Annotated in this window: 18 protein-coding genes; 12 read left to right on the forward strand and 6 right to left on the reverse strand. The window is 72.9% G+C overall.

The window, feature by feature from the left end; genetic code table 11:
* The first annotated feature begins 93 nt into the window (after nt 1-93).
* The 3 genes from OG780_RS34065 to OG780_RS34075 are packed head-to-tail and all read left to right on the forward strand — an operon-like array spanning nt 94 to nt 3,259.
* The gene (locus tag OG780_RS34065; RefSeq protein WP_328454683.1) at nt 94-1,257 is read left to right on the forward strand and encodes a glycosyltransferase family 4 protein; all 1,164 of its coding nucleotides are present in this window, start codon (nt 94-96) and stop codon (nt 1,255-1,257) included.
* A complete protein-coding gene (locus OG780_RS34070; RefSeq protein WP_328454685.1) occupies nt 1,254-2,408 on the forward strand; it encodes a glycosyltransferase in 1,155 nt (384 codons plus the stop codon). The genes OG780_RS34065 and OG780_RS34070 overlap by 4 nt, the downstream gene beginning before the upstream one ends.
* Nucleotides 2,405-3,259: an SGNH/GDSL hydrolase family protein gene (locus OG780_RS34075; protein WP_328454687.1), complete on the forward strand. Its 855-nt coding sequence runs from the start codon at nt 2,405-2,407 to the stop codon at nt 3,257-3,259. Before OG780_RS34070 ends, OG780_RS34075 begins: the two co-directional genes overlap by 4 nt.
* Before the next feature lie 124 nt (nt 3,260-3,383).
* On the opposite strand, the gene OG780_RS34080 is transcribed toward OG780_RS34075, so the two are convergent.
* The 5 genes from OG780_RS34080 to OG780_RS34100 form a co-directional block, all read right to left on the reverse strand.
* Complete coding sequence (locus tag OG780_RS34080; protein ID WP_328454689.1) at nt 3,384-4,253, reverse strand: biotin-dependent carboxyltransferase family protein; 870 nt, start codon at nt 4,251-4,253, stop codon at nt 3,384-3,386.
* On the reverse strand, nt 4,250-4,867 hold the full coding sequence (locus OG780_RS34085; RefSeq protein ID WP_328458590.1) for a 5-oxoprolinase subunit B family protein: 618 nt from the start codon (nt 4,865-4,867) through the stop codon (nt 4,250-4,252). Before OG780_RS34085 ends, OG780_RS34080 begins: the two co-directional genes overlap by 4 nt.
* A 65-nt stretch (nt 4,868-4,932) precedes the next feature.
* Nucleotides 4,933-5,691, reverse strand: a complete 759-nt coding sequence (locus tag OG780_RS34090) for a LamB/YcsF family protein (RefSeq protein ID WP_328454691.1) — start codon at nt 5,689-5,691, stop codon at nt 4,933-4,935.
* 29 nt (nt 5,692-5,720) lie between these two features.
* On the reverse strand, nt 5,721-6,515 hold the full coding sequence (locus tag OG780_RS34095) for a putative hydro-lyase (protein ID WP_328458592.1): 795 nt from the start codon (nt 6,513-6,515) through the stop codon (nt 5,721-5,723).
* Nucleotides 6,516-6,571: 56 nt separating this feature from the next.
* Complete coding sequence (locus OG780_RS34100; protein ID WP_328454692.1) at nt 6,572-7,891, reverse strand: MFS transporter; 1,320 nt, start codon at nt 7,889-7,891, stop codon at nt 6,572-6,574.
* A 181-nt stretch (nt 7,892-8,072) separates the two neighbouring features.
* Between OG780_RS34100 and OG780_RS34105 the strand changes: the two genes are divergently transcribed.
* From OG780_RS34105 to OG780_RS34120, 4 genes are all read left to right on the forward strand, one after another.
* Nucleotides 8,073-8,777: a GntR family transcriptional regulator gene (locus tag OG780_RS34105; RefSeq protein WP_328454694.1), complete on the forward strand. Its 705-nt coding sequence runs from the start codon at nt 8,073-8,075 to the stop codon at nt 8,775-8,777.
* 455 nt (nt 8,778-9,232) lie between these two features.
* On the forward strand, nt 9,233-10,750 hold the full coding sequence (locus OG780_RS34110; RefSeq protein ID WP_328454696.1) for a hypothetical protein: 1,518 nt from the start codon (nt 9,233-9,235) through the stop codon (nt 10,748-10,750).
* A gap of 250 nt (nt 10,751-11,000) precedes the next feature.
* Nucleotides 11,001-11,879, forward strand: a complete 879-nt coding sequence (locus OG780_RS34115; RefSeq protein WP_328454698.1) for a hypothetical protein — start codon at nt 11,001-11,003, stop codon at nt 11,877-11,879.
* A gap of 67 nt (nt 11,880-11,946) precedes the next feature.
* A complete protein-coding gene (locus OG780_RS34120) occupies nt 11,947-16,569 on the forward strand; it encodes a hypothetical protein (protein WP_328454700.1) in 4,623 nt (1,540 codons plus the stop codon).
* 207 nt (nt 16,570-16,776) lie between these two features.
* On the opposite strand, the gene OG780_RS34125 is transcribed toward OG780_RS34120, so the two are convergent.
* A complete protein-coding gene (locus OG780_RS34125) occupies nt 16,777-17,430 on the reverse strand; it encodes a hypothetical protein (protein WP_328454701.1) in 654 nt (217 codons plus the stop codon).
* 407 nt (nt 17,431-17,837) lie between these two features.
* Here OG780_RS34125 and OG780_RS34130 point away from each other — a divergent pair, with 407 nt between their 5' ends.
* Genes OG780_RS34130 through OG780_RS34150 form a run of 5 tightly spaced genes read left to right on the forward strand, consistent with a single transcriptional unit; the run spans nt 17,838 to nt 25,901 of the window.
* Nucleotides 17,838-20,807: a nitrate- and nitrite sensing domain-containing protein gene (locus tag OG780_RS34130; RefSeq protein ID WP_328458594.1), complete on the forward strand. Its 2,970-nt coding sequence runs from the start codon at nt 17,838-17,840 to the stop codon at nt 20,805-20,807.
* Nucleotides 20,804-21,244, forward strand: coding sequence for a roadblock/LC7 domain-containing protein (locus OG780_RS34135; protein ID WP_326789002.1), 441 nt, complete (start codon nt 20,804-20,806; stop codon nt 21,242-21,244). The genes OG780_RS34130 and OG780_RS34135 overlap by 4 nt, the downstream gene beginning before the upstream one ends.
* A 9-nt stretch (nt 21,245-21,253) precedes the next feature.
* A complete protein-coding gene (locus OG780_RS34140; protein ID WP_326789003.1) occupies nt 21,254-21,649 on the forward strand; it encodes a DUF742 domain-containing protein in 396 nt (131 codons plus the stop codon).
* A gap of 24 nt (nt 21,650-21,673) precedes the next feature.
* A complete protein-coding gene (locus OG780_RS34145; RefSeq protein ID WP_328454702.1) occupies nt 21,674-25,315 on the forward strand; it encodes a hydantoinase B/oxoprolinase family protein in 3,642 nt (1,213 codons plus the stop codon).
* Nucleotides 25,296-25,901 (forward strand): GTP-binding protein, encoded by a 606-nt coding sequence (locus OG780_RS34150; protein ID WP_328454704.1) that lies wholly within the window; start codon nt 25,296-25,298, stop codon nt 25,899-25,901. Before OG780_RS34145 ends, OG780_RS34150 begins: the two co-directional genes overlap by 20 nt.
* Nucleotides 25,902-25,988: the final 87 nt, after the last annotated feature.

A 25,988-nucleotide genomic window follows, 5' to 3' on the forward strand; every position in this document is an offset into this window, starting at 1 on the left:
TGCCCGGGTGCGGAGTGCAACGCTCACGGGACGTTCATCGTTCGCATAGATCCACGTTGACGCGGCCACGTCCAGCGGGGCGAGAACACCCGTATGCGAGTCGTCATCGTGACCGAATCCTTTCCCCCCGATGTGAACGGCGTGGCCCACTGCGCGCTCCAGACCGCCCGGCACCTCGTCGATCGCGGTCACGCTCCCCTGGTCGTCGCCCCGGCCACCTCCCCCAAGTTCTCGGCCTCCCCCGAACAGGGAAGCGCATTCACCCGGAGCGGGCCCGACGCTCTCGCGCCGTGCCCGGTCGTCCGTGTCCCCTCCATTCCGCTCCCGGGCTACCCCCAGGTCCGCGTCGCCCTCCCCAGCCGGCGCGTCGCCGCGGCGATCACCGAACACCGCGCCGACATCGTCCACCTGGCCAGCCCCTTCATCCTCGGCGTCCGCGGCATGGCGGCCGCCTCCCGGCTCGGTATCCCCGCCGTGGCGGTCTACCAGACCGACCTCGCCGGATACGCCCGCACGTACATCAGCGCGGGTGAGGGCACCGCGTGGCGGCGCATCCGTTCCGTGCACGCGGCGGCCGACCGGACGCTCGCCCCGTCCAGCGCGGCCCTGCACGACCTGGAGACGCACGGCGTGCCCCGGGTACGGCTCTGGGCGCGCGGTGTCGACACGGTCCGCTTCCGTCCCGGGCACCGCGACGAGGCGCTCCGCCGCGAACTGGCTCCGAACGGCGAGCTGATCGTCGGCTACGTCGGCCGGCTCGCCCCCGAGAAGCACGTCGAACTGCTCTCCGGGGTCTGTGAGATGGACGGCGTCCGCGTCGTCGTGGTCGGCGACGGCCCCAGCGAGGCCACCTTGCGCGGCGCGCTCCCCGGCGCGGTCTTCCTCGGCCGCCGCACCGGCGACGAACTCGCCCGGATCTTCGCCTCGCTGGACGTTTTCGCGCACACCGGCCCCTTCGAGACCTTCTGCCAGACCGTGCAGGAGGCCATGGCCAGCGGAGTGCCCGTCGTGGCGCCCGCTGCCGGCGGACCCCTCGACCTGGTCGACCACGGGCGCACCGGGCTGCTCGTCCCGCCGCGCGACGCCGACGCCGTACGGGAGGCGGTGCGCACGCTGGCCGCCGATCCCGCCGTGCGGGCGGCCTACGGCGCCGCCGGGCACGCCATGGTCGAGGGCCGTACCTGGGCCGCGGTGGGCGATCAGCTCATCGCTCACTACGAGGATGTGCTCTCCGCACGGAAGCTGGTGGCGGCATGAGTCTGCGCATCGTACGGCTCGCCAACTTCGTCGCCCCCTCCTCCGGAGGGCTGCGCACCGCGCTGCGGGAGCTGGGCGCCGGATACCGGGCGGCCGGCCACGAACCGGTCCTCGTCATACCCGGCGAGCGCGCGAGCGACCGCGACACCGAGCAGGGACGGGTGATCACGCTGCCCGGCCCGCTGCTGCCCGGCACCGGCGGCTATCGCGTCCTCACCGACAGGCGGCGGGTCGCCCGGCTCCTGGAGTCGCTCGCCCCCGACCGCCTGGAGGTCTCCGACCGGACCACCCTGCGCTGGACCGGAGTGTGGGCACGACGGGCCCGGGTGCCCGCCGTGATGGTCTCCCACGAGACCGCCGACGGTGTGCTGCGGACCTGGGGACTGTCCGAGGCGATGGCCCGGCGGACCGCCGACGCCCTCAACGTCCGCACGGCTCACTCCTACGCGCGCGTGGTGTGCACCACGGAGTTCGCCGAGCGCGAGTTCGTGCGGATCGGCGCCCGCAACGTCGTACGAGCCCCCCTGGGCGTCGACCTGGTGGACCGGCACCCCGCGCTGCGTGACCCGGCGCTGCGTGCCCGTCACGCGCGCGCGGACCAGGTCCTGCTCGTCATGTGCTCCCGTCTGTCCGTGGAGAAGCGGCCCGGTACGGCGCTCGACGCGCTGGAGGCTCTGCTGCGGCGCGGTGAGCGGGCCGTGCTCGTCGTCGCCGGGGACGGACCGCTCAGGGCCCGGCTGGAACAGCGCGCCCGGGAGCGGAGGCTGCCCGTCACCTTCCTCGGGCACGTCGCCGACCGCACCCTGCTCGGCTCGCTCCAGGCCTCGGCGGACGTGTGCCTGGCACCCGGGCCCGCGGAGACCTTCGGGCTCGCCGCCCTGGAGGCGATGGCCTGTGGCACCCCCGTCGTCGCCAGCGCGCAGTCCGCCCTGCCGGAGATCGTCGGCTCCGCCGGGGCCACCGCCGCCGACAGCGGGGACTCCTTCGCGGACGCGGTACGGCTGCTGCTCGGCCGTGCCGAGAGCGAGCGCAGGCAGGCCGCACGCGCGCGTGCCGAGTGCTTCGGCTGGGACGCCGCCGTGACGGGTTTCCTCGCCGCGCACGACGCGGTGGCCGTGAACCGGCCGCGTCTTCAGGAGGGCGTCGCATGAGACCGGTTCGGTTCGTCGCTCTCGGGGACTCCCTCACGGAAGGTGTGGGCGACCCCGTCGGGGACCGGTGGCGGGGGTGGGCCGAGCTGCTCGCTCCGGGGCTCGCCCCGGCGGACGCGCCCGTGCGGTTCACCAACCTCGCGGTCAGCGGGGCGCAGACACGGGACGTCCTGGAACGGCAGACCCCGGCGGCGCTCGCCCTGGAGCCCGACATCGTCTCCGTCGTGATCGGCGTCAACGACACCCTGCGGTACACCTTCGACATCCACTCGGTGGCCGAACGGGTCGACACGGTGTACGCGGCGTTCCGCGCGCGGGACACGGTCGTGCTGACGGCCTGCCTCCCGGACCCCGGCTCGATGCTCGGGCTCCCGGGAGCGCTGGCCCGCCCGCTGGCCCGGCGTCAGCACGCGGTCAACGCGGTGGTGCACGCCCTCTCGAAGCGGCACGGGGCGATGCATCTGCACGCGGCGGAGGAGGACTGGCTCAAGGACCGCGCCGTGTGGAGTGCCGACCGGCTGCACCCGGGGGAGCTGGGGCACCGTCAACTGGCCCTGCGCTTCCACGCGCTGCTCGCCGAGGAAGGCTTCGCCGACGGGATCACCCCGTTGGCCGAGGCCGAGTTCCCCGCGCCGACCCGCACCGCGAGCCTTCTGTGGCTGGCCACGGCGGGAACGGGCTGGGTGGCCAGGCGCTGCACGGACCTGCTGCCCCAGCTGCTCACCCTCGCCGCCTCCGAGGTACGCCACCGGGCCCGGGGCACCAGCGCCCGCCTTGACCTGAGCGCTTCGCACGCCGTCGCGTCCGCCCTGGCGGCCCTGTCCGTGGCGGAACGGCCGGACGTGGCCTGACGGGCGAGCGAAGTCCGACGGCCGGACGTGGTCCGACGGCTGGACGTGGACCGGCCGGCGCGCGAGGCGGGCACCGGTCGAAGCGGACGGTGCCCCCTTCGCCGGCGCACGGCCCGCGGCGGCCTCAGCGACGGCGAACGGCCAGGAACCGCACCGGGGTTCCCGGGACCGCCTGAGCGGCCGCCGGGAGATCGGCGGACCGGACGACCGCGATCACCGGGTAGCCCCCGGTGGTCGGATGGTCGGCGAGGAAGACGACGGGGCGGCCGTCGGGCGGCACCTGGACGGCACCCAGCACCAGGCCCTCACTGGGGAGTTCGCCGGAGACGGTCCTCTCCAGCGAGGGTCCCTCCGTGCGCAGGCCGATGCGGTTGCTCGCCGACGAGACCCTGTAGACGCGCGTCGTGAGCGTCCGCAGGGCCGGCTCGGTGAACCAGCCGTCGCGTGGGCCGAGCGTCACGCGCAGCACCAGCTCGGCGGGCGGGGCGCGGTGCGGGACGACGTCCACGCGCGCGTGAAGGGTGCCGGGACTCCCCAGGGGGAGCACCGCGCCGTCCGTCAGCGGTGGCGGGCCGAGCCCCGAGAGAAGGTCGGTCGAGCGGCTGCCGAGCACCGGATCGACCGCCACGCCGCCGGACACGGCCACATAACTCCGTAGCCCCCCGCGCGCGGAGCCGACGTCCAGGAGTGCCCCCGCGGGCACCCGGACAGGAGCCCCCCAGGCGACCGGGCGGCCGTCCACCCGTACCGGGCAGGGCGCTCCGGTCACGGCCACCGTGACCGTCGAACGGGGGCGCAGGGCACAGCCGTCGACCGTCGTCTCCAGTACGGCGGCCTCGGCGGGGTTGGCGACGAGCCGGTTGGCCAGCGCCGCCGCGGGCGCGTCGAGCGCTCCGGAGCGCGGCACACCGAGATGGGCGTGCCCGGGCCGCCCCTGGTCCTGGACGGTGGTCAGGGCCCCGGCCCGCACCACCGCGAGGGCCCGGTCGCTCATGAGCACCTCTGCGGTACGAAGCGCACCCGCGCGCCGGGGGCCAGCAGCGCGGCCGGTACGCGCGCGTGGTCCCACAACAACGCGTCCGTCGTGCCGATGAGCTGCCAGCCACCCGGCGAACTGCGCGGGTACACACCGGTGTACGGGCCGGCCAGCGCCACGGAGCCCGCGGGCACCGCCGTGCGCGGGGTCGCCCGGCGCGGCACGTCGTACCGTGCCGGCAGTCCGGTGAGATAGCCGAAGCCGGGCGCGAACCCGCAGAAGGCGACCCGGAACCCGGCCGCGGCGTGGATCTCCGGCACCTCGCGCACCGTCACCCCCCACAGGGCCGCCACATCCGCCAGGTCGGGACCGTCGTACCGTACCGGGATCTCGACGGTGTCGTCCGCGCGCGCGGTCAGCGGGGGGATCTCCCAGCCGGGCAGCAGCTTCGCGAGCCGGCCGGGGTCGTCCAGGCCGTCCAGGAGCACCGTGCGGGCCGCCGGGACGATCTCCCGCACGGCCAGCGAGCCGTCCGCGCGGCGCCGCAGCAGCTCGGCGTGCAGTGCCTGGGCGGCCTCTCCCGAGGAGACCTCGACCAGCAGCGCCCGGTCGCCGACGGGCAGGGTCCTCAGGCCGGGGCCTTGCAGGTCGCCGCCGGTCGGCACCGGGGCCCTCCCGCCGTCGGCGGGCCGTGCGCTCACGTGAACGCCCGCACGGGTACGCCCGCGGACTCCAGCCGGGCTCGCACCCGGCGGGCCAGTTCGACCGCGCCCGGTGTGTCCCCGTGCAGGCACAGGGAGCGCGCGCGGACCTGCACGCGCTCCCCGGAACGGGAGGTGACCACCCCGGAGCGCGCGAGGCCCAGGGAGCGTTCGACGACGGCCTCGGCCTCCGTGATCACCGCGCCCTCCTGGGTACGCGGCACCAGAGTGCCCTCCTCGGTGTACGCGCGGTCCGCGAACGCCTCGGGGACGACGGGCAGCCCGGCCCCCTCGGCGATCTTCAGGAAGCGCGAGGACGGGAGACCGAGCACGGGCAGATCCGCGCCCGCCAGCAGGACACCGTCGACGACCGCCGCCGCCTGCTCCTCGTCGTGCACGACACGGTTGTAGAGCGCGCCGTGCGGCTTCACGTACGCCACCCGCGAACCCACCGCGCGCGCGAAGACCTCCAGGGCGCCGATCTGGTACGCCACTTCGGCCGCCAGCTCGTCGGGCGGCACGTCCATCGCCCGCCGCCCGAACCCCGCCAGGTCACGGTAGGAGACCTGGGCGCCGATCCGTACCCCCCGCTCCGCCGCCAGCTCGCACACCCGCCGCATGGTGGCCGCGTCCCCGGCGTGGAAACCACAGGCCACATTGGCGCTGGTCACGACGGACAGCAGCTGTTCGTCGTCGGTCAGCCGCCAGCGGCCGAAGCCCTCGCCGAGATCGGCGTTGAGATCGATGGGGGTCATGGGCTGCCGTTCCTCCTCCTCCGGCCCGTTCAGGCCACTCGGTACTGCTCGTCACGGGTATCCGTGATGAACATCCGGCCGGGCGCGTGGGTGATCGCGAACGGCGGACGGGATGCCATCACGGCAGCCTGGGGCGTGACTCCGCAGGCCCAGAACACCGGGATGTCGTCCGGGGCCGCGACCACCGGATCGCCGAAGTCGGGGCGAGAGAGATCCTCGATGCCCAGCCCCGAGGGATGGCCGCAGTGCACCGGACTGCCGTGTACGGCGGGCAGCAGACTGCTCTCCCGGATCGCCGGGCCCAGGTGTTCGGGCGGCACCGGCCGCATCGACACGACCATGGGGCCGCGCAGCCGCCCCGCCGGCCGGCACTGACGCGTCGTCACGTACATCGAGACGTTGCGGCCCTGCTCGATGTGGCGCAGCGGGACACCCGCGGAGCTCAGCGCCCACTCGAAGGTGAAGCTGCACCCGATCAGGAACGACACCAGGTCGGACCGCCAGTGGTCGACGACGTCCGTGGGCTCGGCCACCAACGCGCCGTGCTCCCACACCCGGTAGCCCGGCAGATCGGTGCGCAGGTCGGCGCCCGGGGCGAGCACGGTGGTCCAGGAACCGGCGTCGGTGACGTCGAGGACGGGACACGGTTTCGGGTTGCGCTGGCAGAACAGCAGCATCTCGTACGCCCAGTCGGCGGGCACCGACACGAGGTTGGCCTGGGCGTGGCCCGCGGCGATCCCGGCCGTGGCAACCGACAGCCCGGAACGGAACCGCCTGCGGGCCCTCCCAGGGGTCCACGCGCGCGCGTGGCCGGGGGTCTTCAGCGGGCCCGGTGAGCCGTCCCCGGGGAGGGCGGGCGGACAAACCTGGACGGTGTCGTTCACCGGAGCTCCTTGCCACGCGTCTCGGGGAGGCCGGTCAGGGCGAGCGCGGCGAGGGCGTATCCGATCGCGCCGAAGACCAGCGCCCCGCCCACGCCCCAGCTGTCGGCCAGGAAGCCGACCGTGGTGGGGAAGGCCGCGCCGACGGCACGCCCGGTGTTGTACGCGAAGCCCTGTCCCGTGCCGCGCACCGCGACCGGGTACAGCTCGCTGAGGAACGAGCCGAAACCGCTGAAGATCGCCGACATGCAGAAGCCGAGGGGGAAGCCGAGCACCAGGAGAAGGGTGTCGGCGCCGCTCGGGATGTTCGCGTAGGCGAGGACGCAGGCCGCGGAGAGGATCGCGAAGAGCAGGATGTTGCGTTTGCGGCCCAGTCTGTCGGTGAGGAGACCGCCGGTGAGGTAGCCGAGGAAGGCTCCGGAGATCAGGAGCGTCAGATAGCCGCCGGTGCCGACGACGGACAGTCCACGTTCCGTCTTCAGATAGGTGGGCACCCAGGTGGCCAGCGTGTAGTAGCCGCCCTGGACACCGGTGGAGAGCAGGACCGCGAAGAAGGTGGTGCGCAGCAGGCCCGGGGCCTCGGCCGTGCCGGGCCTGAAGATCGCGGTGAACGATCCCTTGTCGGCGCTCCTCTCGCGCGCCGCTGCCGCCTCGGGCGCGTCCCGCACCTGGCGCCTGACCCAGACCACGAGCAGAGCGGGCAGCGCGCCGGTCCAGAACATCACGCGCCAGGCGAGGTCGTCGTCGAGAAGCTGGAAGACCAGCGTGTAGACGGCCACGGCGAGGCCCCAGCCGACGGCCCAGGCGCTCTGGACCGCGCCGAGCGTACGCCCGCGGTTCCGGGGGCTCGCGTACTCGGCGACCAGGACGGCGCCGACCGCCCACTCGCCGCCGAAGCCGAGACCCTGAAGGGCACGGAACACCAGCAGCGTCTCGTAGTTCGGCGCGAAACCACAGGCCACGGTGAACACCGCGTAGGTGATCACCGTGATCATCAGCGCTTTGACGCGTCCGATCCGGTCCGCGACCACACCCGCGACGGCACCGCCGACCGCGGACACGACCAGTGTGACGGTGGTGAACAGGCCGGTCTGGCCGTTGTCGAGGCCGAAGTACGCCGCGAGGGCGACCATGCTCAGCGGCAGGGTGAAGTAGTCGTACGAGTCGAGGCCGTAGCCGCCGAACGCGCCGCCGAACGCGCGCCGGCCCCGCGGGCCGAGGGCGCGCAGCCAGCCGAACGCGCCTTCCGGGTCGGCGAGTTCACCTGTGGCGGGTTGCGTGCCGGGGGTCAGGGCCTGGGGTGGAGGGGTCGTGCTCATGGGCACCTCGCATTGAGGGACGGAGAGTGCATGAGGACTGAGCCGGGCCGTGCGGAAGCCTTTGGGCGCTTGGCAGTTCGCGGTGGTGCGGAGAGCGCCTGTCCGACAAGGTAGAGGATCGTTGAACGATCCCTCAATACCCGTGTTGTTTCGTTCTCGTGTCTGCGGTTGAATTCCGGGCATGGCAGAGCTGACGGAACTGGCCGACGATCGCGCCCTGTTGGGCCGCACCAGCACCGCCGAGCGGGTCTCGGACATCCTCAGGAGCCGGATCGCCGAGGGCTTCTTCCCGCCCGGGACGCGATTGTCGGAGGACAGCATCGGCGGCGCCCTCGGGGTCTCCCGCAACACGCTGCGCGAGGCGTTCCGGCTGCTCACGCACGAGCGGCTGCTGGTGCACGAACTCAACCGAGGGGTCTTCGTACGGGTGCTCACGGTCGAGGACGTCGAGGACATCTACCGCACCCGGTCCCTCGTCGAGTGCGCCGTGGTCCGCGGGCTCGGCGCCCCGCCCTACGCCGTGGAGGGGATCGCCGGAGCCGTCTCCGACGGGCAGCGGGCGGCGCGCGAAGGTGACTGGAAAGGAGTGTCGACCGCCAACATCCACTTCCACCGCGAACTGGTCGCGCTCGCCGGCAGCGCCCGCACCGACGAGGTGATGCGCAGCGTCTTCGCGGAGCTGCGTCTCGCCTTCCACGTCGTGGACGACCCCCGGCGGCTCCACGAGCCCTACCTCGCGCGCAACCACGAGATCCTCCAGACCCTGCGGGACGGCGACCGGGACGGCGCGGAGCGCCTCCTCGCGGCATATCTCGACGACTCGCTCGCCGGCCTCGTCGAGGTGTACGCGCGCCGCGTGGCCGACGGGGGAGAGGGCACCGGATGACACGGCGCCTGCGGTGCGGTCCCGCGGCGGGTGTGGCATGCGCCCCTGTGGCGTGTGTGCCCGTGCGGTTCCGACGCGTGGGATCGGCCACGTGGGCCGGTGTTACGGCGGCGGCCACGTGGGCGGGTGCTGTGAGGTCGGCCACGTGGGGCGATTGTCATGATGTCGGACACGTGAGGCGGGTGTGCGCGGCCGGGTGAGGTGAGGCAGCCAGGGTGAGAGCTGGGGCGGCCGCCGGTAGGACCGGGCGTGCGGCAGGGTCGAGCGGGTGCGGCAGGGCAGCCGCGGCAGCACTGGGGCTGGGGCAGGGCCGGGTCCTGGGGCCCGCGCGGGCGTGAGGCCCTGCGGCCGGGTGCGGGGCTCGGCGGGGACGGCGGGGGCGTGGCCCGGTGGGGACGGCGGTCGCTTCTGCGCCGTTTCGACCGTTGTCGGACCGAGGACCTAGTCTGTGCAGCGTGACTTCGCCTGCATCGACGGACAGCGTTCCGCCCCAGCTCAGCGCGGGGCGGCGCCCGGCGCCGGGCCCGGCCGCCGACGAGGGCCTGGCGCGGCGGCTGCGCGCGCTCGCCTGCACCGCGCCGCTGCACGACCTGGACATGCGCAAGGCGAATCTCGCGGGCGAGTACACGGTGTACGGCATGGCCGAGGTCGCCCTCGCCGCCATCGATCTCGTCACACTGAACATGGACTTCGACACGGGCGCCGACCACGACCAGATAGTGGCCAGGCTCATCCCGCGTATCGCCGCCCAGGCTCCCGGGCGACCGGTCGCCGAGCACGAGCGCGTGGCCCGCTGGGTCCTGGAGAACCTGATCAACGTCGGCAGCGTCGACCGGGGCTTCCGGGCCGTGTACGGCACCTTCGCACCCGACGGCACCTATGTGCGCCGCGACTACGACTTCAAGCTGATCGAGGAAGTGCCGGGCTACGGGGGCAGCGTCTACCTCCGTACGACCGACGAAGCGGTCAACGTCCTCGTCGGCGCCCTCGACACCGATGTCACCAGCGCGCAGATCGCCGCCGAGGTCAAGCTGGAGGTCCTGATCAGCCGCGGCCGGCTGGCCGACGCGCAGCTCGCCGCCGAGCAGGCCCGCTACCGGACCGTGCAGTACGCGGAAACACTGCGCAAGGCCCTCGACGCCACCCGGCGCAACGTCCGGGCCGTCGACTGGCTCCAGGCCGTGCCCGACATGATCGCCGAGGCCCTGGACCACGTGGCCGACCGGTACCGCCACGAGAACGCGATCCTCACCAACATCCGCAAGGCCCGTGACGAGTCCGAGGACCCCGAGCAGAAGCGGCGCGCGGCCGAGCTCGTCGACATAGTCAAGGACTGCATCCGCCGGCACACCCAGCTCCAGTCCCGCCTGCTCGAAGCCGGCCCGCTGTTCCGCGCCGAGCAGGACCGGCAGGCCTTCGGCACCCCCATGACCACCTCGGGGATCGACCTCTACGGCCATCTCGTCGCGCCGGTGCTGCCCCTGCCGGTGGAGCGGGCGCTGCGCGTCACCGACGCCTTCTTCAAGCGCGGGACGGGCCTGCGCACCCCCGTCGCCGTACGGGTCGCGGATCTCGTCGACATCCTGCTGACGCCGCCGCTGGAGCGAGAGCACCTCGGCGCGGAGATGCCCGAGCCCGACCTGATCGCCACACCGGACGACAGCCGCTTCAGCGAGGAGCAGCTCGCCTCGGCCAAGGAACTGCTGAACCTGCCGCCCGACGCGCCCCGCAGGCTGTCCGGACTGCTCGCGGAGGCCCGCCGCCGCGATCCCGAGCTGCCCTACCTGGTGGCTCTCCTGGCCGTGCACGCCGCGAGTCCGCCGGTCGGCACCGCCTACCGGCAGGGCGAGGAGCGCCTGCTGTTCGCCGTGGACGACGGGACCGAGCTGGACGACCCGGAGTTCGGCGGGGCCGATCTGATCGTGGGCATGGCGCTGCTCGACGCGGCCGGTATGAAAGCGGACCGGGCATGAACCGTCCACCGCGAGAGCGCGCGCACCGCGGGACACCCCGGACCCCCGCGGGCGCGCACCGCGGGACACCCCGGACCCCCGCGGGCGCGCACCGCGGGACACCCCGGACCCCCGCCACCGGCCGCACCGCTCCGGTGAGGGCGCACGCCGGTCCTGCGGAGCCGGGCGCCTCCGGTCCGCGCGCCCCGCACGGGGCACCCGTCCGTGTCCCCGCACGTACCCTCGTACTTTCGAACAAGGAGCCCCAGCCGTGACCGAGCACGTCGAGTGGAGTGAACCGGAGGCCACCGCCGCACCGGCGAACGCCCCCGTCACCCCTGCCGACGCCGCCGACGCGGCGCGGCTCGTCGCCTTCGGGCTCCAGCCCAAACTCCAGCCGGCGCGCGACCAGGAGTACACCGAGCTGCTGCGCCGCTACCGCGAGGACCCGCCCTTCGCGCGGCTCGCCGACGCGGTCGCCGCCGGCCTCGGCCTCGTCGTCCTCGAGGTGTCCCCGCGCGCGGGGATGGCGGTGACCGCCGCCGAGGACTCGGTCTTCGCCGTCCGCATGGGCGACTACGCGCGTCGCGCCTCGACCGACTCCGGGGACCGGTTCCTGCACGGACTCGCCCACCTCGCCGTGGCCGCCCTGGCTTTCCCGCGCCCCGAGGACCTCGCCGACGACGGATACATCGGGCGCGTCTCGGTCAACGGCGTCGACGCGTTCGTACGACAGGCCTGCCGGCGCCTGGAGGAGCGGGCCGGGGAGACCGGCGAGAACACCGACCCGGCGACCGACGCGCCCGGACTGGAGGCGGCCTGGCGGATCTGGGCACGGCGCAGCTCCACCGGCGCCACCAAGGACGCGCGAAGACTGGCCGGCTCGACGACGGGCATCATCGCCAAGGCCGTCGCCTTCCTCACCGATTCCGGTTTCCTCCAGCGCACCGGTGACGACTCCGGCGGGACCTACCGGACGACGGCCCGCTATCAGCTCCAGGTCCGCGACATGGCGGGCAGCGCGGCCATGGCCGAACTGCTGGAACTGGGCATCGTCCCGGTGACGGACGGCACGGCGAGCCTGCTGCCCGCCGAGGACACCGACGACCTGGAGCTCGTGGCCGGAGCCGGACTTCCGTTCCACTCCTGACGTCCGCCCGCCCTCCCCGGCTCCCCCTCACGACCTCACCCCCTTTCGACTACGAGAGTCCGCCGCCATGTACGAGCTGTCCCGGGTCCGCCTCTACTCCATCGGGCCCGCCGGTGCGCGTTACGCCGACACCGTGCTGGACCTGCGCGGAGTCGGCGAGCCCGTGCCCGACCCCGCGCCCACCCAGGCGGAGTTCTTCGCGGAGGAACCGGTCGGCCCGCCGCGCCGGCCCGCGCCCGCCGGTGTGCTCTTCCTGGAGAACGGCGGCGGCAAGTCGGTCCTGCTCAAGCTGATCTTCTCGGTCATGCTCCCGGGCCACCGCAACACCCTGGGCGGCGCCAGCTCCGGCGTGCTGCGCAAGTTCCTGCTCGCCGACGACTGCGGACACGTCGCGCTGGAGTGGCAGCACACGCTGACCGGTGAGTGCGTGGTGGTCGGCAAGGCGAGCGAATGGCGGGGGCGGCAGGTCTCCAACGACCCGCGGAAGTTCGCCGAGGCCTGGTACTCGTTCCGGCCGGGACCGGGGCTCAGCCTGGACAACCTGCCCGTCGCCGAAGCCACTTCGGTACGGCCGTCCGTCGAGGGCGCCTCCGGAGCGCAGGGGCGGCGGCGCACCATGAAGGGCTTCCGCGACGCGATCACCGAGGCCGGCAAGGCCTACCCGCACCTGGAGGTGCACTGGGAGGAGATCCACGACCGCTGGAACGAACACCTCGGCGACCTGGGCCTGGACCCCGAACTCTTCCGCTACCAGCGGGAGATGAACGCCGACGAGGGCGAGGCCGCCGGCCTCTTCGCGGTCAAGAAGGACTCCGACTTCACGGATCTGCTGCTGCGCGCCGTCACCGACACCCGCGACACCGACGGGCTCGCCGACCTCGTCGGCGGCTTCGGCAACAAGCTGGGGCGCAGGGACGAGCTCATCGCCGAGCGCGACTTCACCGCCGGTTCCGTGGACCTGCTCGGCCGGATCGTCGACGCCGCCGGGTCACGGGCACGTGCGCGTGACATCCACACCGGCGCCGAGCGGCGGACCAGGACCCTGGCACGACGGCTGTCCGCGCGGGCCGTGCGGGAGCGCGTGCGCGCCGGTGAGCTCGCCCAGCGCGTGACCGCCGCCGCGTACGCCGTCACCCACGCCGAGGGCGCCCGCGAGCGCAGCGCCCTGATCGCCGCCGAACTCGCCTACCGTCACGCCTCGCTGGCCCTCGCCGGCGCGGAGAAGTCGGCCGCCGCACAGAAGCGCGAGCTCGCCGACGCGCGGACCCTGCACGCCGCCTGGCAGGCCGCCGAGGCCGTGCTGCGCCACCGTGCCGCCGCCGACCGTTCCACCCGCGTCGCCGACGCGATCCGCGAGGCCGAACGGGACGCCGCTCCCGCGCTCGCGGCCCGTGCCACGGCCGCCGTCGACCTCGTCCGCGCGCTGCACCGGGCCGCCGAGGGGGCCGAGGCGCTCGCCAACGAGGAGGAGGAGCGGTCCGCGGGCCTCCAGGAGGCCGGCGAGACGGCGCATGCCGACGCGACGGCCGCCGCCACCGCCGCGCAGCGCGCCCGCAGCGAGGTCGGGCATCTGCGCCAGCGGCTGTCCGAGGTCGAGCAGGAGACCACCGAGGCGGTCCGGGCCGGCTGGCTCGACGACAGCGCCCCCGACGCCGACCCGGCCCGGGCGGCCCTCGCCGCCAGCGACGCGGAGAAGAACGCCGTCGCCGCCTGGGACACCGCGCGCGAGGCCTCGCGGCGCGCCGCCGACCAGGCGCGGGAAGCGGCGTCCGCCGAGTCCCGCGCCGAGCTGACGGCCGCCCGCGCGGCGGACGCGGCGACGGCCGCGGAGCGGGCGCACGATGCGGAGCGGCGTACGGCCGAGGCCCTGGCCCAGGAGGAACGGCTCGCGGAGCTGCTCAGCCTGCCGGGCACCGACACCCGCCTCGGCGTTCCCCAGCCGCGCCGTGACGAGGACTCCGACGGCCCGGACGGGCCGCCGCTGGCTCCCGAAGAATTGGACCGGTGCGCCGACGAACTCCGCGGGCTTCTCGACGAGACGGTCGTCTCGGCCGAGCGGCAGCTCTTCGAACTGCGCACCGCCGCGGCCGACGACGCCCGGATTCTCGGGGCGCTCGGCGACGGCGGGCTGCTGCCGCCCGGTCCCGACGTCCTCGCCGCCGTCGAGTACCTCGGCGAGCACGGCATCCCCGCGCTGCCCGGGTGGCGCTACCTCGCCCAGGCCGTCGACCCCGTCGACCACGCGCGCGTCCTGGCCGCCCGGCCCGAACTCGTCGACGGCGTGATCATCACCGACCCGGACACCCATGCGCGGGCCCGCGAGGTCCTCGGCGACGCGGCGCTGCTGCCCCGCTCGACGGTCGCCGTCGGCACGGCCGCCGCCCTGCTCGCCCCGACCCCGGCCGCCGGCGCGGACGACGGCGGCGTCTTCCTCGTACCGCCGAACCCGGCCATGCACGACGAGCACGCCGCCGACGAGGAGCGCCAGGCCCTGCGGGCCCGGACGGGTCTGCGGGACGAAGAGATCCGCACGCTCGCCGCTCGCCTGGGCAAGGACCGGGAACTGGCCGCACGCCTCGCGTCCTGGCGCACCGGCTGCCCCGCCGGGCGGCTCGCCGAGCTGGCCGCGACCGCCCGCGACGCGCGCGTGTTCGCGGAGGAGAGCGAGGCCGAGCTGGCCGAGGCCCGCACCGTCCGGGCGGAGGCCGACGAGACGGCGGCCGAAGCGGCCCACGTACGCGATGAGCGGCAGGAGACCGCGCAGAAGGCCCGGCGTGCCGCCGACGCGCTCGCCGGACTCGCCTTCCGGCTGCGTGAACGCGCCGGATGGCAGGTCAAGCTCCGCGAACTCGCCGACGAGGCGTCGGAGTCGGAGGCCCGCGCCCAGGTATGCCTGGAACGTGCCCGCGCCGCCGACGAGGACCGCCGCGCCGCCCAGCGTGCCGCCGACGACGCCCGCCGCACGGCCCGCGCGCTGCGCGCCGAACGCGCGGAGATCGCCGGGGCCCCCGACGAGGTGACACACGACGGGACGGCCGCGGCCAAGGCCTCGCTGCCGGCGCTGCGCGAGGCCTACCGGGCCGCGTCGCAGCTCTACGAGAAGGTCGGCGTGGGCGCCGACCTGCGGGCCGAGCAGGCACGGGCCGAGAGCGACGAGAGCGCGGCCCTCGCGGAGCTGAACCGGCTCAGCAACAAGGTCCGCACCCGCGCCGGGCAGCTCCTGGAGTCGCCGGACGGTTCGGACGGCCCCTCCCGGCAGGCCGCCGCGGCACGGGCCGAGGAACTGGTGCAGCTCCTGGAGACCCGGATGTCGACCGCGAGCGAACAGCTCGGACGGCTGCGCGGCGAGGCGGAGCGGCACGCCCCCGAGGAGGGGGAGGCCCACACCGAGCTGGCCGAGGAGCTGGTTCCGGTCGACGCCGAGCAGGCCCAGGCCCTCCTGCGCACCGCCACGACCGAACTCGCCTCCCGCACCGAGGCGTTGAACCAAGCCCGCGAGGCGCACGCGGAGTTCCTCGACTCCCACCGGTCCGCCGAGGACGGGGCCGGCGGCTTCGACGAGACGGCCGCACTCCTCAGGGACCTGCTTCGCGAACACGTCGACGAGGAGCAGGACGAGCCCGAGCCCTATCCGGGCACGCTCGACGAGGCACGGAACTCCGCCGCCGAGAGCCGCCGCTCGCTGCGCGGCTGCGCCGCCGACCTGACCACGGCCGAGGTCGCCGTCCGCGAGGCCTGCGACATCCTCGTGCGCCACGCCAACTCCACCCGCTACGAGCAGGTGCGCACCCCCGCCCGGCAGCAGATCCGCGAACTGCCCGCCTCCTCCCTGCCCGAGCACGCGCAGAAGTGGGCGGACGCGTTCGCGCCCCGGCTGCGCGTGCTGACCGACGAACTGGCGCAGCTGGAGCGCAACCGGGACTCGATCGTGGACCGGCTGCGCGGACTGGTCGAGTCCTCCCTCGCCACCCTTCGGTCCGCCCAGCGGCTGTCCAGGCTGCCGGAGGGACTGGGGGAGTGGTCGGGACAGGAATTCCTCCGCATCCGCTTCGAGGAACCCGACCAGGCCACCCTCACCGAGCGGCTCGGCGAGGTGGTGGACGACGCCACCCGCGCGGCGGTCAAGAAGAACTCCGACATGCGGCGCGACGGCATGTCGCTGCTGCTGCGCGGTGTCAGCGCCGCGCTCCAGCCCAAGGGTGTCGCCGTCGAGATCCTCAAGCCGGACGCCGTGCTGCGCGCCGAACGCGTCCCCGTCGGGCAGATGGGCGACGTGTTCTCCGGCGGCCAGCTCCTCACCGCCGCCATCGCGCTGTACTGCACGATGGCCGCGCTGCGCAGCAACGACCGCGGCCGTGACAAGCACCGGCACGCCGGCACCCTGTTCCTCGACAACCCCATCGGGCGCGCCAACGCGACGTATCTGCTGGAGCTCCAGCGAGCCGTCTCGGACGCGCTCGGCGTCCAACTCCTCTACACCACCGGCCTGTTCGATACGACCGCGCTCGCCGAGTTCCCCCTTGTCATCCGGTTGCGCAACGACGCCGACCTTCGCGCCGGGCTGAAATACATCAGCGTGGAGGAACATCTGCGGCCGGGACTGCCACGCGAGGCCCCCGCCGGGGAAGCCGTGCACACCGAGATCACCGCGACACGGATGTTCAAGCGACCGGCGCCGGTCACCCCGTAGCGACGGAGCCGTGGAGCGGGGACGGGTGGGGGGAATCGCGTGCCGTCGGCCACCGGCCGCCGGTGACGCGGTTCCCCCCACACTTCTTCACGGTGTGCTCGTCCCCCGGGCTGCTTCCTCCCGGCACGGCCGCCGGAGCGAAACTGTCCGGCGGCCGCTCCCCACACGCCTGAGTCGTGATAACCGACGTCGGCGGCTGCCGCTCCGCTACGGGTGCGACAACTGTCCGGCCCCGCCCCGCCTGCGTATCCGCTCCTGGGCCCGCGCGGTGATCCGTGCCTGACGCCTGGCCTTGCGGCGCTCGCGCCGGAGCGCCCGCGCCGTGCTGCTCGGCACCGACACCACGCCGTTCCGCTGGTTCCACACCTGCCGCGTCACCCAGACGTCAAGGGCGGCCCAGGTGGCGACGACCGTACTGGCCACGCTGCTGAGAACCATCGGGAAAGCCAGCCTGACCTCCGCCATCGTGCAGAGGAACGCCACCACGGCCTGTATCAGCGTGACCGAGATGACGAGCACCGCACGCACGGCGGACGTACGCACCGGATCGGGCAATCGGCGCTTGCGCGCGGGCTCCTCGATCCACAACGGCCGGTAGTACGCCCGCTCTTCGTGGTCCTCGTATCCGTTCGTGGCAGCGCCCTTCTCCTCGGCTCGGCCGCCCCTGTCGGGGGCGGTGTCCTGGAGGTCCGCCGTGCCGGGCCTGCCCGCCGCCGACCGCGCGTCCGGACGGCCTTGCCCTGCTGCCGGAATGCCGTCATCCGGTGCCCGGGTGGCCAGTTGTGCCGCCTTCCGTGTCGCAACCTCAGCAGCGGGTGACCCGCTCCGCTCCGCCGTGCCCATCAACTTGTCACTCCCCACCGCCCAGCAGTCCTCTCGCACGGGTTGTCTCGCGACCCCCGCCCCCCAGTGGCTGCCCGGCTTGCGTTCTTTTACGCCGACTGAGCGCGTCATGCGGCACCTGTGGCCGATTCCGCCCCCAATTCCCGTACAGACAGACGAACGACCTGCCCCGAAGATTCCCGCCGAGCGAAGAATTTCGGCCAACTGACAAAGTTCCCCGATCCGATGGGATCCGGCCCCAACTGCCATATCCAGGGGAGCAATCTCCCCCAATGAACGGACAACTCCCCATGTCTCGTTCCCCGTCGAGCCGGAATCACCCTCCGGACGCTCTTCGAGTCGGCTCCGTGTCAGTAGTAGGCTCACGCCGTTTGTTGACGCACATGTGTACCCCCGGCCTGGAGGGGGTCGAGCTGGGGGAGGCCATGCGCTTTCGCGGGAAGTCCATCCGCCGGAAGATTGTGGCGCTGCTCCTCGTGCCCCTGGTGTCGCTGGCCGCGATCTGGGCTTTCGCCACCCTGCTCACGGGTCGTGAGGCCAGCCAGCTCTTCAGCGTTTCCGAAGTCGTGAAGAAGATCGGCTACCCGACCGAGGACACCGTCAGGGTTCTCCAGCGGGAACGCCGCCAGACACTCGTCTACTTGGCCGATCCTCGCGCGTCCGACGGGCTCGCGGCGCTCAAGCGCAGCCGTGGCGCCACGGACCGCGTCCTGGCGAAGGTCCGCAGGAACGCCAAGGACAAGAGCGTGCGCCAGGAACTCGGCGGGGGCACCGCGGAGCACCTCACCTCGCTCCTGGACGCCGTCGACGGGATCTCCTCGCTGCGCAGCGGCATCGAGGACGGCACCTTCGACCGCGTCCAGACCCTCGGCCTCTACGACCGTCTCATCGATCCCTGCTACGTTCTGCTGGCCAACCTGCACGTGGTCGACGACGTGGAACTGGACAAGGAGAGCCGCGCCCTCGTCAACGTGTCCCGCGCCCGCGAACTGCTCTCCCGTGAGGACGCCCTTCTCGGCTCCGCACTGGTAGCCGGTCACATCACCCGGGACGAACTCCGCGAAGTCTCCGACCTCGTGGCCCAGCGCACGCTGCTGTACGACATCAGCCTGCCGCTCCTTCCCGCCGCGGACCGCACCCGCTTCGAGCGCTACTGGGGCAACGCCGGCACCGGGCCGCTGCGTGCGGCCGAACAGGCGGTCGCCGCCTCCGCGGACGGCTCGCCGAGCGGCGTCACGGCGAAGAGCTGGGACGGCGCGGCCGGGCATGTGCTCGCCGAGCTCGGCGAACTCGAGGACCGGGCGGGCGACCACTACCGGGACCGCGTCAGGCCCGTGGCCATGGGCGTCATCCTCCAGGCCGTCGGCGCCGGCGTGGTCGGCCTGATCGCCCTGCTGATCTCGCTCGTCATGTCCGTCCGCATCGGCCGGAGCCTCATCCGCGACCTGCGACGCCTGCGCATGGAAGCCCACGAGGCGTCCGGTGTACGGCTTCCCAGCGTCATGCGCCGGCTCTCCGCGGGTGAGCAGGTCGACGTCGAGACCGAAGTGCCGCGCCTTGAGTACGACAGGAACGAGATGGGTGAGGTCGGCCAGGCCCTCAACACCCTTCAGCGCGCCGCCGTCGAGGCGGCCGTCAAGCAGTCCGAACTGCGTGAGGGTGTCTCCGAGGTCTTCGTCAATCTCGCGCGCCGCAGCCAGGTGCTGCTCCACAAGCAGCTCACCCTCCTCGACACCATGGAACGCAGGACCGAGGACACCGACGAACTCGCCGACCTGTTCCGCCTCGACCACCTGACCACCCGCATGCGTCGCCATGCCGAGGGACTCGTCATCCTGTCCGGCGCGGCGCCGTCCCGGCAGTGGCGCAAGCCCGTCCAGCTCATGGACATCGTCCGCGCCGCCGTCGCCGAGGTAGAGGACTACGAACGCGTCGAGGTGCGCCGACTGCCGCGCGTCGCCGTCACGGGTCCCGCCGTCGCCGACGTCACCCATCTCGTGGCCGAGCTCCTGGAGAACGCGACGGTGTTCTCGCCGCCGCACACGGCCGTCCACGTCGTCGGTGAACGCGTCGCCAACGGCTTCACCCTGGAGATCCACGACCGCGGCCTCGGCATGACCGCCGAGGCGCTGCTCGACGCCAACCTGCGGCTCGCCGAGACTCCCGAGTTCGAACTCTCCGACACCGACCGGCTCGGCCTCTTCGTGGTCAGCAGGCTCGCCCAGCGGCAGAACGTCCGCGTCTCGCTCCAGCCTTCCCCGTACGGCGGCACCACCGCGGTGGTCTTCATGCCGGACGCACTGCTCACCGACGACGTCCCGGACACCAACGGCATCGGATTCCGCCTCGACCGCGCCCTGCCCGCCAAGGAGCGCAAGACCCAGGAGCGGGCCGGCGCGGCACTCACCGAGTCGTCGGCGCGTCTGCCCGGTCTGCCCGCCTCGGTCCTCGACGGCCCCGTCGAGCTGGACGCGCCCGTCGACCTGGACACGCTCACCGGATTCCCCGGCTCTCTCGGTGACGACGACAGCGAACGCGGAGGACTGTTCCGGCCGCGGCGCTCGATCACCGGGGTTCCCGCGGGGCGACACCAGCAGACCGGCGACGGCGACGAGCCCGTCGGCCCGGGGGAAGACGACCGTCCGGACGGCACTCCGGTCCCCTTGCCGCGACGCGGGACCCCCAAGCTCGTCAGCTCCCACGGCCGTCCGGTCACGACGACCAGATCCTGGCGCGACCAGGCGGACGAGGGCACGAGCCAGGACTTCGAAACGCGGCGGGACCCCGGACCGGGCGAGAACGCGGATCACCGGGAACACCGTGTGCCCGAACTCGAAGGCACGAAGCCACTGCCCAAGCGGCGCGGCGAGCGATCCGCCGCCTCGGTCCGGCGCGGCGGTGAACGCTCCGGTGCCACCGGGGCACGCGGAGCCATCGGCGGACCCGGGCGACCCGCTCTCCACGAGGCACCCGAACCTCCCGGAACTCCCGGTCTCCGTGAGGGCACCGGCCGTCCGGACGCACCGGGCCGCCACGACGCCCCGGCTCTGCCCCGGCGCACTCGTACGACGGCGTCCGCCGCGAGCCCGGAGGAAACGACTTTGCGCCGCGACACCGCGGCGGGGCAGGCGGAAGCGGGTACGGCCCCGCTGCCACGGCGTGTCCGGCAGGCGAACCTGGCCCCGCAGCTGAAGGACGGACCGGCACGGCTCGCCGAGCGCGGCAAGGGCCGCGACGGCACGGGCCCGGACCCCGCCGAACGGGACGCCGAAGAAGTACGCAGCCGTATGGCCTCGCTCCAGCGTGGCTGGCAGCGCGGCCGCGAAGAGAACGCCGAGGGCGACCAGGCCCAGGACGGCTCAGCACGAGGAACGACAAAGGGGGATGGTCGATGACCGCACCGAAGGCCGCAGGGCCCACCGAGACCAGCAATGTGTCCGGTGAGCTGAACTGGCTGCTCGACGAACTGGTGGACCGCGTCGCCAGTATCAACAAGGCGATCGTGCTCTCCGGCGACGGCCTTCCCACCGGGGCCTCGAAGGACCTCACCCGGGAGGACAGCGAACACCTGGCCGCCGTCGCCTCCGGCTTCCACAGCCTCGCCAAGGGCGTCGGCCGGCACTTCGAGGCGGGCAGTGTCCGCCAGACCGTCGTCGAACTCGACGAGGCCTTCCTGTTCGTCACGGCCGCCGGCGACGGCAGCTGTCTCGCCGTCCTCTCGGACGCCGACTCCGACGTTGGCCAGGTCGCGTACGAGATGACGCTGCTCGTCAAGCGGGTCGGCGTGCATCTGGCCTCCAGCCCGCGCACCGATCTGCCCTCGGGCGGGTAGTGGGATGACATGAGCGGAGACGGTCAGGGAAGACGCCACTGGTTCGACGACGAGGCGGGACCGGTGGTCCGCCCGTACGCCATGACCCGCGGCCGCACCACCAGCGCGGCCCAGCACCGCCTCGATCTGATCGCGCTGGTGGTCACGGAACAGCATGCCGAGGATCCCGAGGCGGACCACTCGCTGTCCCCGGAACACGTGGACATCGTCGAACTCTGCCGTGGTGTCCCCCAGTCGGTCGCCGAACTCGCGGCGGAGCTCGATCTGCCCATCGGAGTGGTGCGGGTCCTGATCGGCGACCTGGTGGATGACGAAATGGTCCATGTGACACGTCCCGTTCCCCCTGCCGAACTGCCGGACGAGAGTATTCTGCGCGACGTGATCAGCGGCCTCCGGGCGCTCTGAGCTCGGCGGAAACGGGGAACAGACGTGACAGGCTGGCAGTTCTGGGTCGACCGGGGCGGGACCTTCACGGACATCGTCGCGCGGTGCCCCGACGGCCGGCTGCTCACGCACAAACTGCTGTCCGACAATCCGGACCGCTACGCCGACGCGGCCGTCGCGGGCGTCCGTGAACTCCTCGGCGGCGAAGAGGACGACGCGGGCGCCCGGATCGACGCCGTCCGCATGGGCACCACCGTCGCGACCAACGCTCTTCTGGAACGCAAGGGGGAGCGCACCCTCCTCGTCACCACCCGGGGCTTCCGCGACGCCCTGCGCATCGCCTACCAGAACCGCCCGGCCATCTTCGCCCGCGCGATCGAACTCCCCGAACTGCTCCACGAACGCGTGATCGAGGTCGACGAACGGATCGCCGCCGACGGCACCGTCCTTCGTGCCCCCGATCTGGACGCACTCGCCGCATCCCTCCAGGAGGCGTACGACGACGGCATCCGCGCGGTCGCCGTGGTCTGCATGCACAGCCATCTCCACCCCGCCCACGAACAGGCCGTGGGCGAGCTGGCGACACGTGTCGGCTTCCCGCAGGTCTCCCTCTCCAGCGAGGTCAGCCCGCTGATGAAGCTGGTGCCGCGCGGTGACACGGCCGTCGTCGACGCCTACCTGTCGCCCGTGCTGCGCCGCTACGTCCAGCAGGTCGCCGCCGAACTCCGGGGCGTACGGCTGATGTTCATGCAGTCCAACGGAGGCCTCGCCGAGGCCGGACAGTTCCGCGGCAAGGACGCCATCCTGTCGGGCCCCGCGGGCGGCATCGTCGGCATGGCCCGGATGTCGCAGCTCGCCGGCTACGACCGCGTCATCGGCTTCGACATGGGAGGAACGTCCACGGACGTCTCCCACTTCGCCGGAGACTACGAACGGACCTACACCACCCGGATCGCGGGGGTCCGGCTGCGGGCCCCCATGCTCGACATCCACACGGTCGCCGCGGGCGGTGGATCGGTGCTCCACTTCGACGGCTCCCGCTACCGCGTGGGCCCCGACTCGGCCGGAGCCGCCCCCGGACCCGCCTGCTACCGCAACGGCGGTCCGCTGACGGTCACCGACGCCAACGTCGCCCTCGGCCGCGTCCAGCCCGCCCACTTTCCGAAAGTGTTCGGCCCCGGCGGGGACCAGCCCCTCGACGAGGCTCTCGTCCGGGACCGGTTCACGGCCCTCGCCCGAGAGATCCACGACAGGACCGGCGACGCCCGCACCCCCGAGCAGGTCGCCGAGGGCTACCTGCAGATCGCCGTGGCCAACATCGCCAACGCCGTCAAGCGGATCTCCGTACAGAAGGGCCACGACGTCACCCGCTACGCGCTCACCACGTTCGGTGGCGCCGGCGGCCAGCACGCGTGCATGGTCGCCGACTCGCTCGGCATCCGCACCGTCCTGGTCCCGCCCATGGCAGGCGTCCTGTCCGCCCTCGGTATCGGACTCGCCGACACCACAGCCATGCGCGAACAGTCCGTCGAAGCGCGCCTCGAACCGTCCTCGATGCCCGGCATCCTCAAAACCGCCGACGATCTGGAAAGCGCCACCCGCGCCGAACTCCTCGGTGAGGACGTCCCCGAACACCGCATCCGGATCACCCGCCGGGCCCAGCTCCGTTATGACGGCACGGACACGGCACTGACCGTCGAGCTCACCGAACCCGACACCATGACCCACGCCTTCGAAGAACGTCATCGCGCCACCTACTCCTTCACCCTCGACCGCCCGGTCGTCGTCGAAGCCCTCTCCGTGGAAGCCACCGGTCTCACCGAACCCCCCGACCTCTCCGACCTCGCACCGCGCGAAGCCGGACCCGCGTCCTGCCCGGCCACCGCGCCGACCGTCCGACTCCACACCGACGGCTCCTGGCGCGAAGTGCCCCTGCACCGCCGCGAGGAACTCCCGCCCGGTGAGACCGTGGACGGACCCGCGATCATCGCCGAGGCAGGCACGACGACCGTCGTCGACGACGGCTGGCGGGCCGCGACGACCGACGACGGGCATCTGGTCATGGAACGCGCGACGGTCACGGAGAGTTCCGATCTCGGCACGCAAGCGGATCCCGTTCTGCTCGAGGTCTTCAACAACCTCTTCATGTCCATCGCCGAACAAATGGGCGCCCGACTCGAATCGACCGCCCAGTCCGTCAACATCAAGGAGCGCCTGGACTTCTCCTGCGCCCTGTTCGACCCCGACGGCAACCTGGTGGCCAACGCCCCCCACATCCCGGTCCACCTGGGCTCCATGGGCACGAGCGTGCAGGAGGTCGTCCGGCGGCGCGGCGACACCATGCGGCCCGGTGACACCTACGCCGTCAACGACCCTTACCACGGCGGCACCCACCTTCCCGATGTCACCGTGATCACCCCGGTCTTCGGCACGGAGAGTGAGCGGATCCTGTTCTACGTCGCCTCGCGCGGCCACCACGCGGAGATCGGCGGCATCGCCCCGGGCTCCATGCCGGCGAACAGCCGGACCATCGACGAGGAGGGCATCCTCTTCGACAACTGGCTGCTCGCCGAGAACGGACGGTTCCGGGAGGCGGAGACACTGGCCCTGCTCACCGCGCCGCCTCACCCGTCGCGCAACCCGAAGACGAACCTCGCCGACCTGCGTGCCCAGATCGCCGCCAACCGGAAGGGCGTCGACGAAGTCGGCCGCATGATCGAGGATTTCGGGCTCGACGTCGTCCAGGCCTACATGAGGCACGTCCAGGACAACGCGGAGGAAGCCGTGCGCCGCGTCATCGACACGCTCGAGGACGGAGAGTGCGCCTACGAGACGGACTCCGGGGCGGTCATCCGGGTCCGTGTCTCCGTGGACCGCGCGGCACGCTCGGCCACCGTCGACTTCACGGGTACGTCCGCACAGCTCGCCACCAACTTCAACGCGCCCTTCGCCGTCGTCAACGCCGCGGTCCTGTACGTCTTCCGCACCCTGGTGGACGACGACATCCCGCTCAACGACGGCTGTCTGCGCCCCCTGCGCATCGTGGTGCCGCCGGGATCGATGCTCGCCCCCGAGCCCCCGGCCGCCGTGGTCGCCGGCAACGTGGAGACGTCCCAGGCGATCACCGGCGCCCTCTACGGGGCCCTGGGCGTGCAGGCCGAGGGCTCCGGCACCATGAACAACGTCACCTTCGGCAACGAGCGCCACCAGTACTACGAGACCGTGGCCTCCGGCTCTGGCGCGGGTGACGGCTTCCCCGGTGCTCCCGTCGTGCAGACCCATATGACCAACTCGCGGCTCACCGACCCCGAGGTCCTCGAGTGGCGACTGCCCGTCAGGCTCGACGAGTTCGCGATTCGACACGGCAGCGGCGGCCCCGGACACTGGCGGGGCGGCGACGGCGCCGTACGACGTATCCGTTTCCTGGAGCCGATGACCGTCTCGACGCTCTCACAGCACCGCAGGGTGCCGCCGTACGGCATGGCGGGCGGCGGGCCCGGTGCTCTCGGTGTCAACCGGGTCGAGCGCGCCGACGGCACCGTCACAGAACTCGGCGGAAGCGATGCGGCGGACGTCGGACCCGGAGACGTACTCGTCATCGAAACCCCCGGCGGCGGGGGCTACGGCCCACCGTCGCACGACCCCCACACAGCAGGAGAAGAGATCGATGATCTTCGGGCGTTCTGAGCGCGGCAAGCCTCCGGTCGAGCCCGTCACGCTCAAGATCCTTGTCGCGGGCGGCTTCGGCGTGGGCAAGACGACCCTCGTCGGCGCGGTCAGCGAGATCAGGCCGCTGCGCACCGAGGAAGTCCTCACCGAGGCGGGCCGGCCCATCGACGACATCAGCGGTGTGGAGGGCAAGCACACCACGACCGTCGCCATGGACTTCGGCCGGATCACGCTCCGCGAGGACCTGGTGCTCTATCTGTTCGGGACCCCCGGACAGGACCGTTTCTGGTTCCTCTGGGACGAGCTCGCCACCGGTGCCCTGGGTGCCGTCGTGCTGGCCGACACCCGCCGCCTGGAGGACTGTTTCGCCGCGGTCGACTACTTCGAGCGGCGTTCCATCCCCTTCGTGGTCGGAGTCAACTGCTTCGAGGCCGCGTCCCGTTACCCCGCGGACGCCGTCCGCCAGGCCCTCGACCTCGACCCGGATGTGCCCGTCGTCCTGTGCGACGCGCGGGACCGCGAGTCGGTCAAGGAGGTCCTCATCCGCGTCGTCCAGCACGCCATGGCGCAGGCGGCCGCCGCCCGTGAGGCCGTCACGACCTGACGCACGCACGACCCCGCGGCCGCCACGTCGCCTGGGTGCGGCCCGTACCCCCGCCGACCGGGGTACGGGCCGCGGCCATGTACGCGC

It is taken from the genome of Streptomyces sp. NBC_00386 (assembly GCF_036063235.1).
In the GTDB taxonomy this organism is placed as follows: domain Bacteria; phylum Actinomycetota; class Actinomycetes; order Streptomycetales; family Streptomycetaceae; genus Streptomyces.

Bases quoted from the DNA above. Each gene is read 5' to 3' on its own strand.
- OG780_RS34065 (WP_328454683.1), top strand. From the start codon at position 94: ATGCGAGTCGTCATCGTGACCGAATCCTTTCCCCCCGATGTGAACGGC.
- OG780_RS34070 (WP_328454685.1), top strand. From the start codon at position 1,254: ATGAGTCTGCGCATCGTACGGCTCGCCAACTTCGTCGCCCCCTCCTCC.
- OG780_RS34075 (WP_328454687.1), top strand. From the start codon at position 2,405: ATGAGACCGGTTCGGTTCGTCGCTCTCGGGGACTCCCTCACGGAAGGT.
- OG780_RS34080 (WP_328454689.1), bottom strand. From the start codon at position 4,253: ATGAGCGACCGGGCCCTCGCGGTGGTGCGGGCCGGGGCCCTGACCACC.
- OG780_RS34090 (WP_328454691.1), bottom strand. From the start codon at position 5,691: ATGACCCCCATCGATCTCAACGCCGATCTCGGCGAGGGCTTCGGCCGC.
- OG780_RS34100 (WP_328454692.1), bottom strand. From the start codon at position 7,891: ATGAGCACGACCCCTCCACCCCAGGCCCTGACCCCCGGCACGCAACCC.
- OG780_RS34105 (WP_328454694.1), top strand. From the start codon at position 8,073: ATGGCAGAGCTGACGGAACTGGCCGACGATCGCGCCCTGTTGGGCCGC.
- OG780_RS34120 (WP_328454700.1), top strand. From the start codon at position 11,947: ATGTACGAGCTGTCCCGGGTCCGCCTCTACTCCATCGGGCCCGCCGGT.
- OG780_RS34130 (WP_328458594.1), top strand. From the start codon at position 17,838: ATGCGCTTTCGCGGGAAGTCCATCCGCCGGAAGATTGTGGCGCTGCTC.
- OG780_RS34135 (WP_326789002.1), top strand. From the start codon at position 20,804: ATGACCGCACCGAAGGCCGCAGGGCCCACCGAGACCAGCAATGTGTCC.
- OG780_RS34140 (WP_326789003.1), top strand. From the start codon at position 21,254: ATGAGCGGAGACGGTCAGGGAAGACGCCACTGGTTCGACGACGAGGCG.
- OG780_RS34150 (WP_328454704.1), top strand. From the start codon at position 25,296: ATGATCTTCGGGCGTTCTGAGCGCGGCAAGCCTCCGGTCGAGCCCGTC.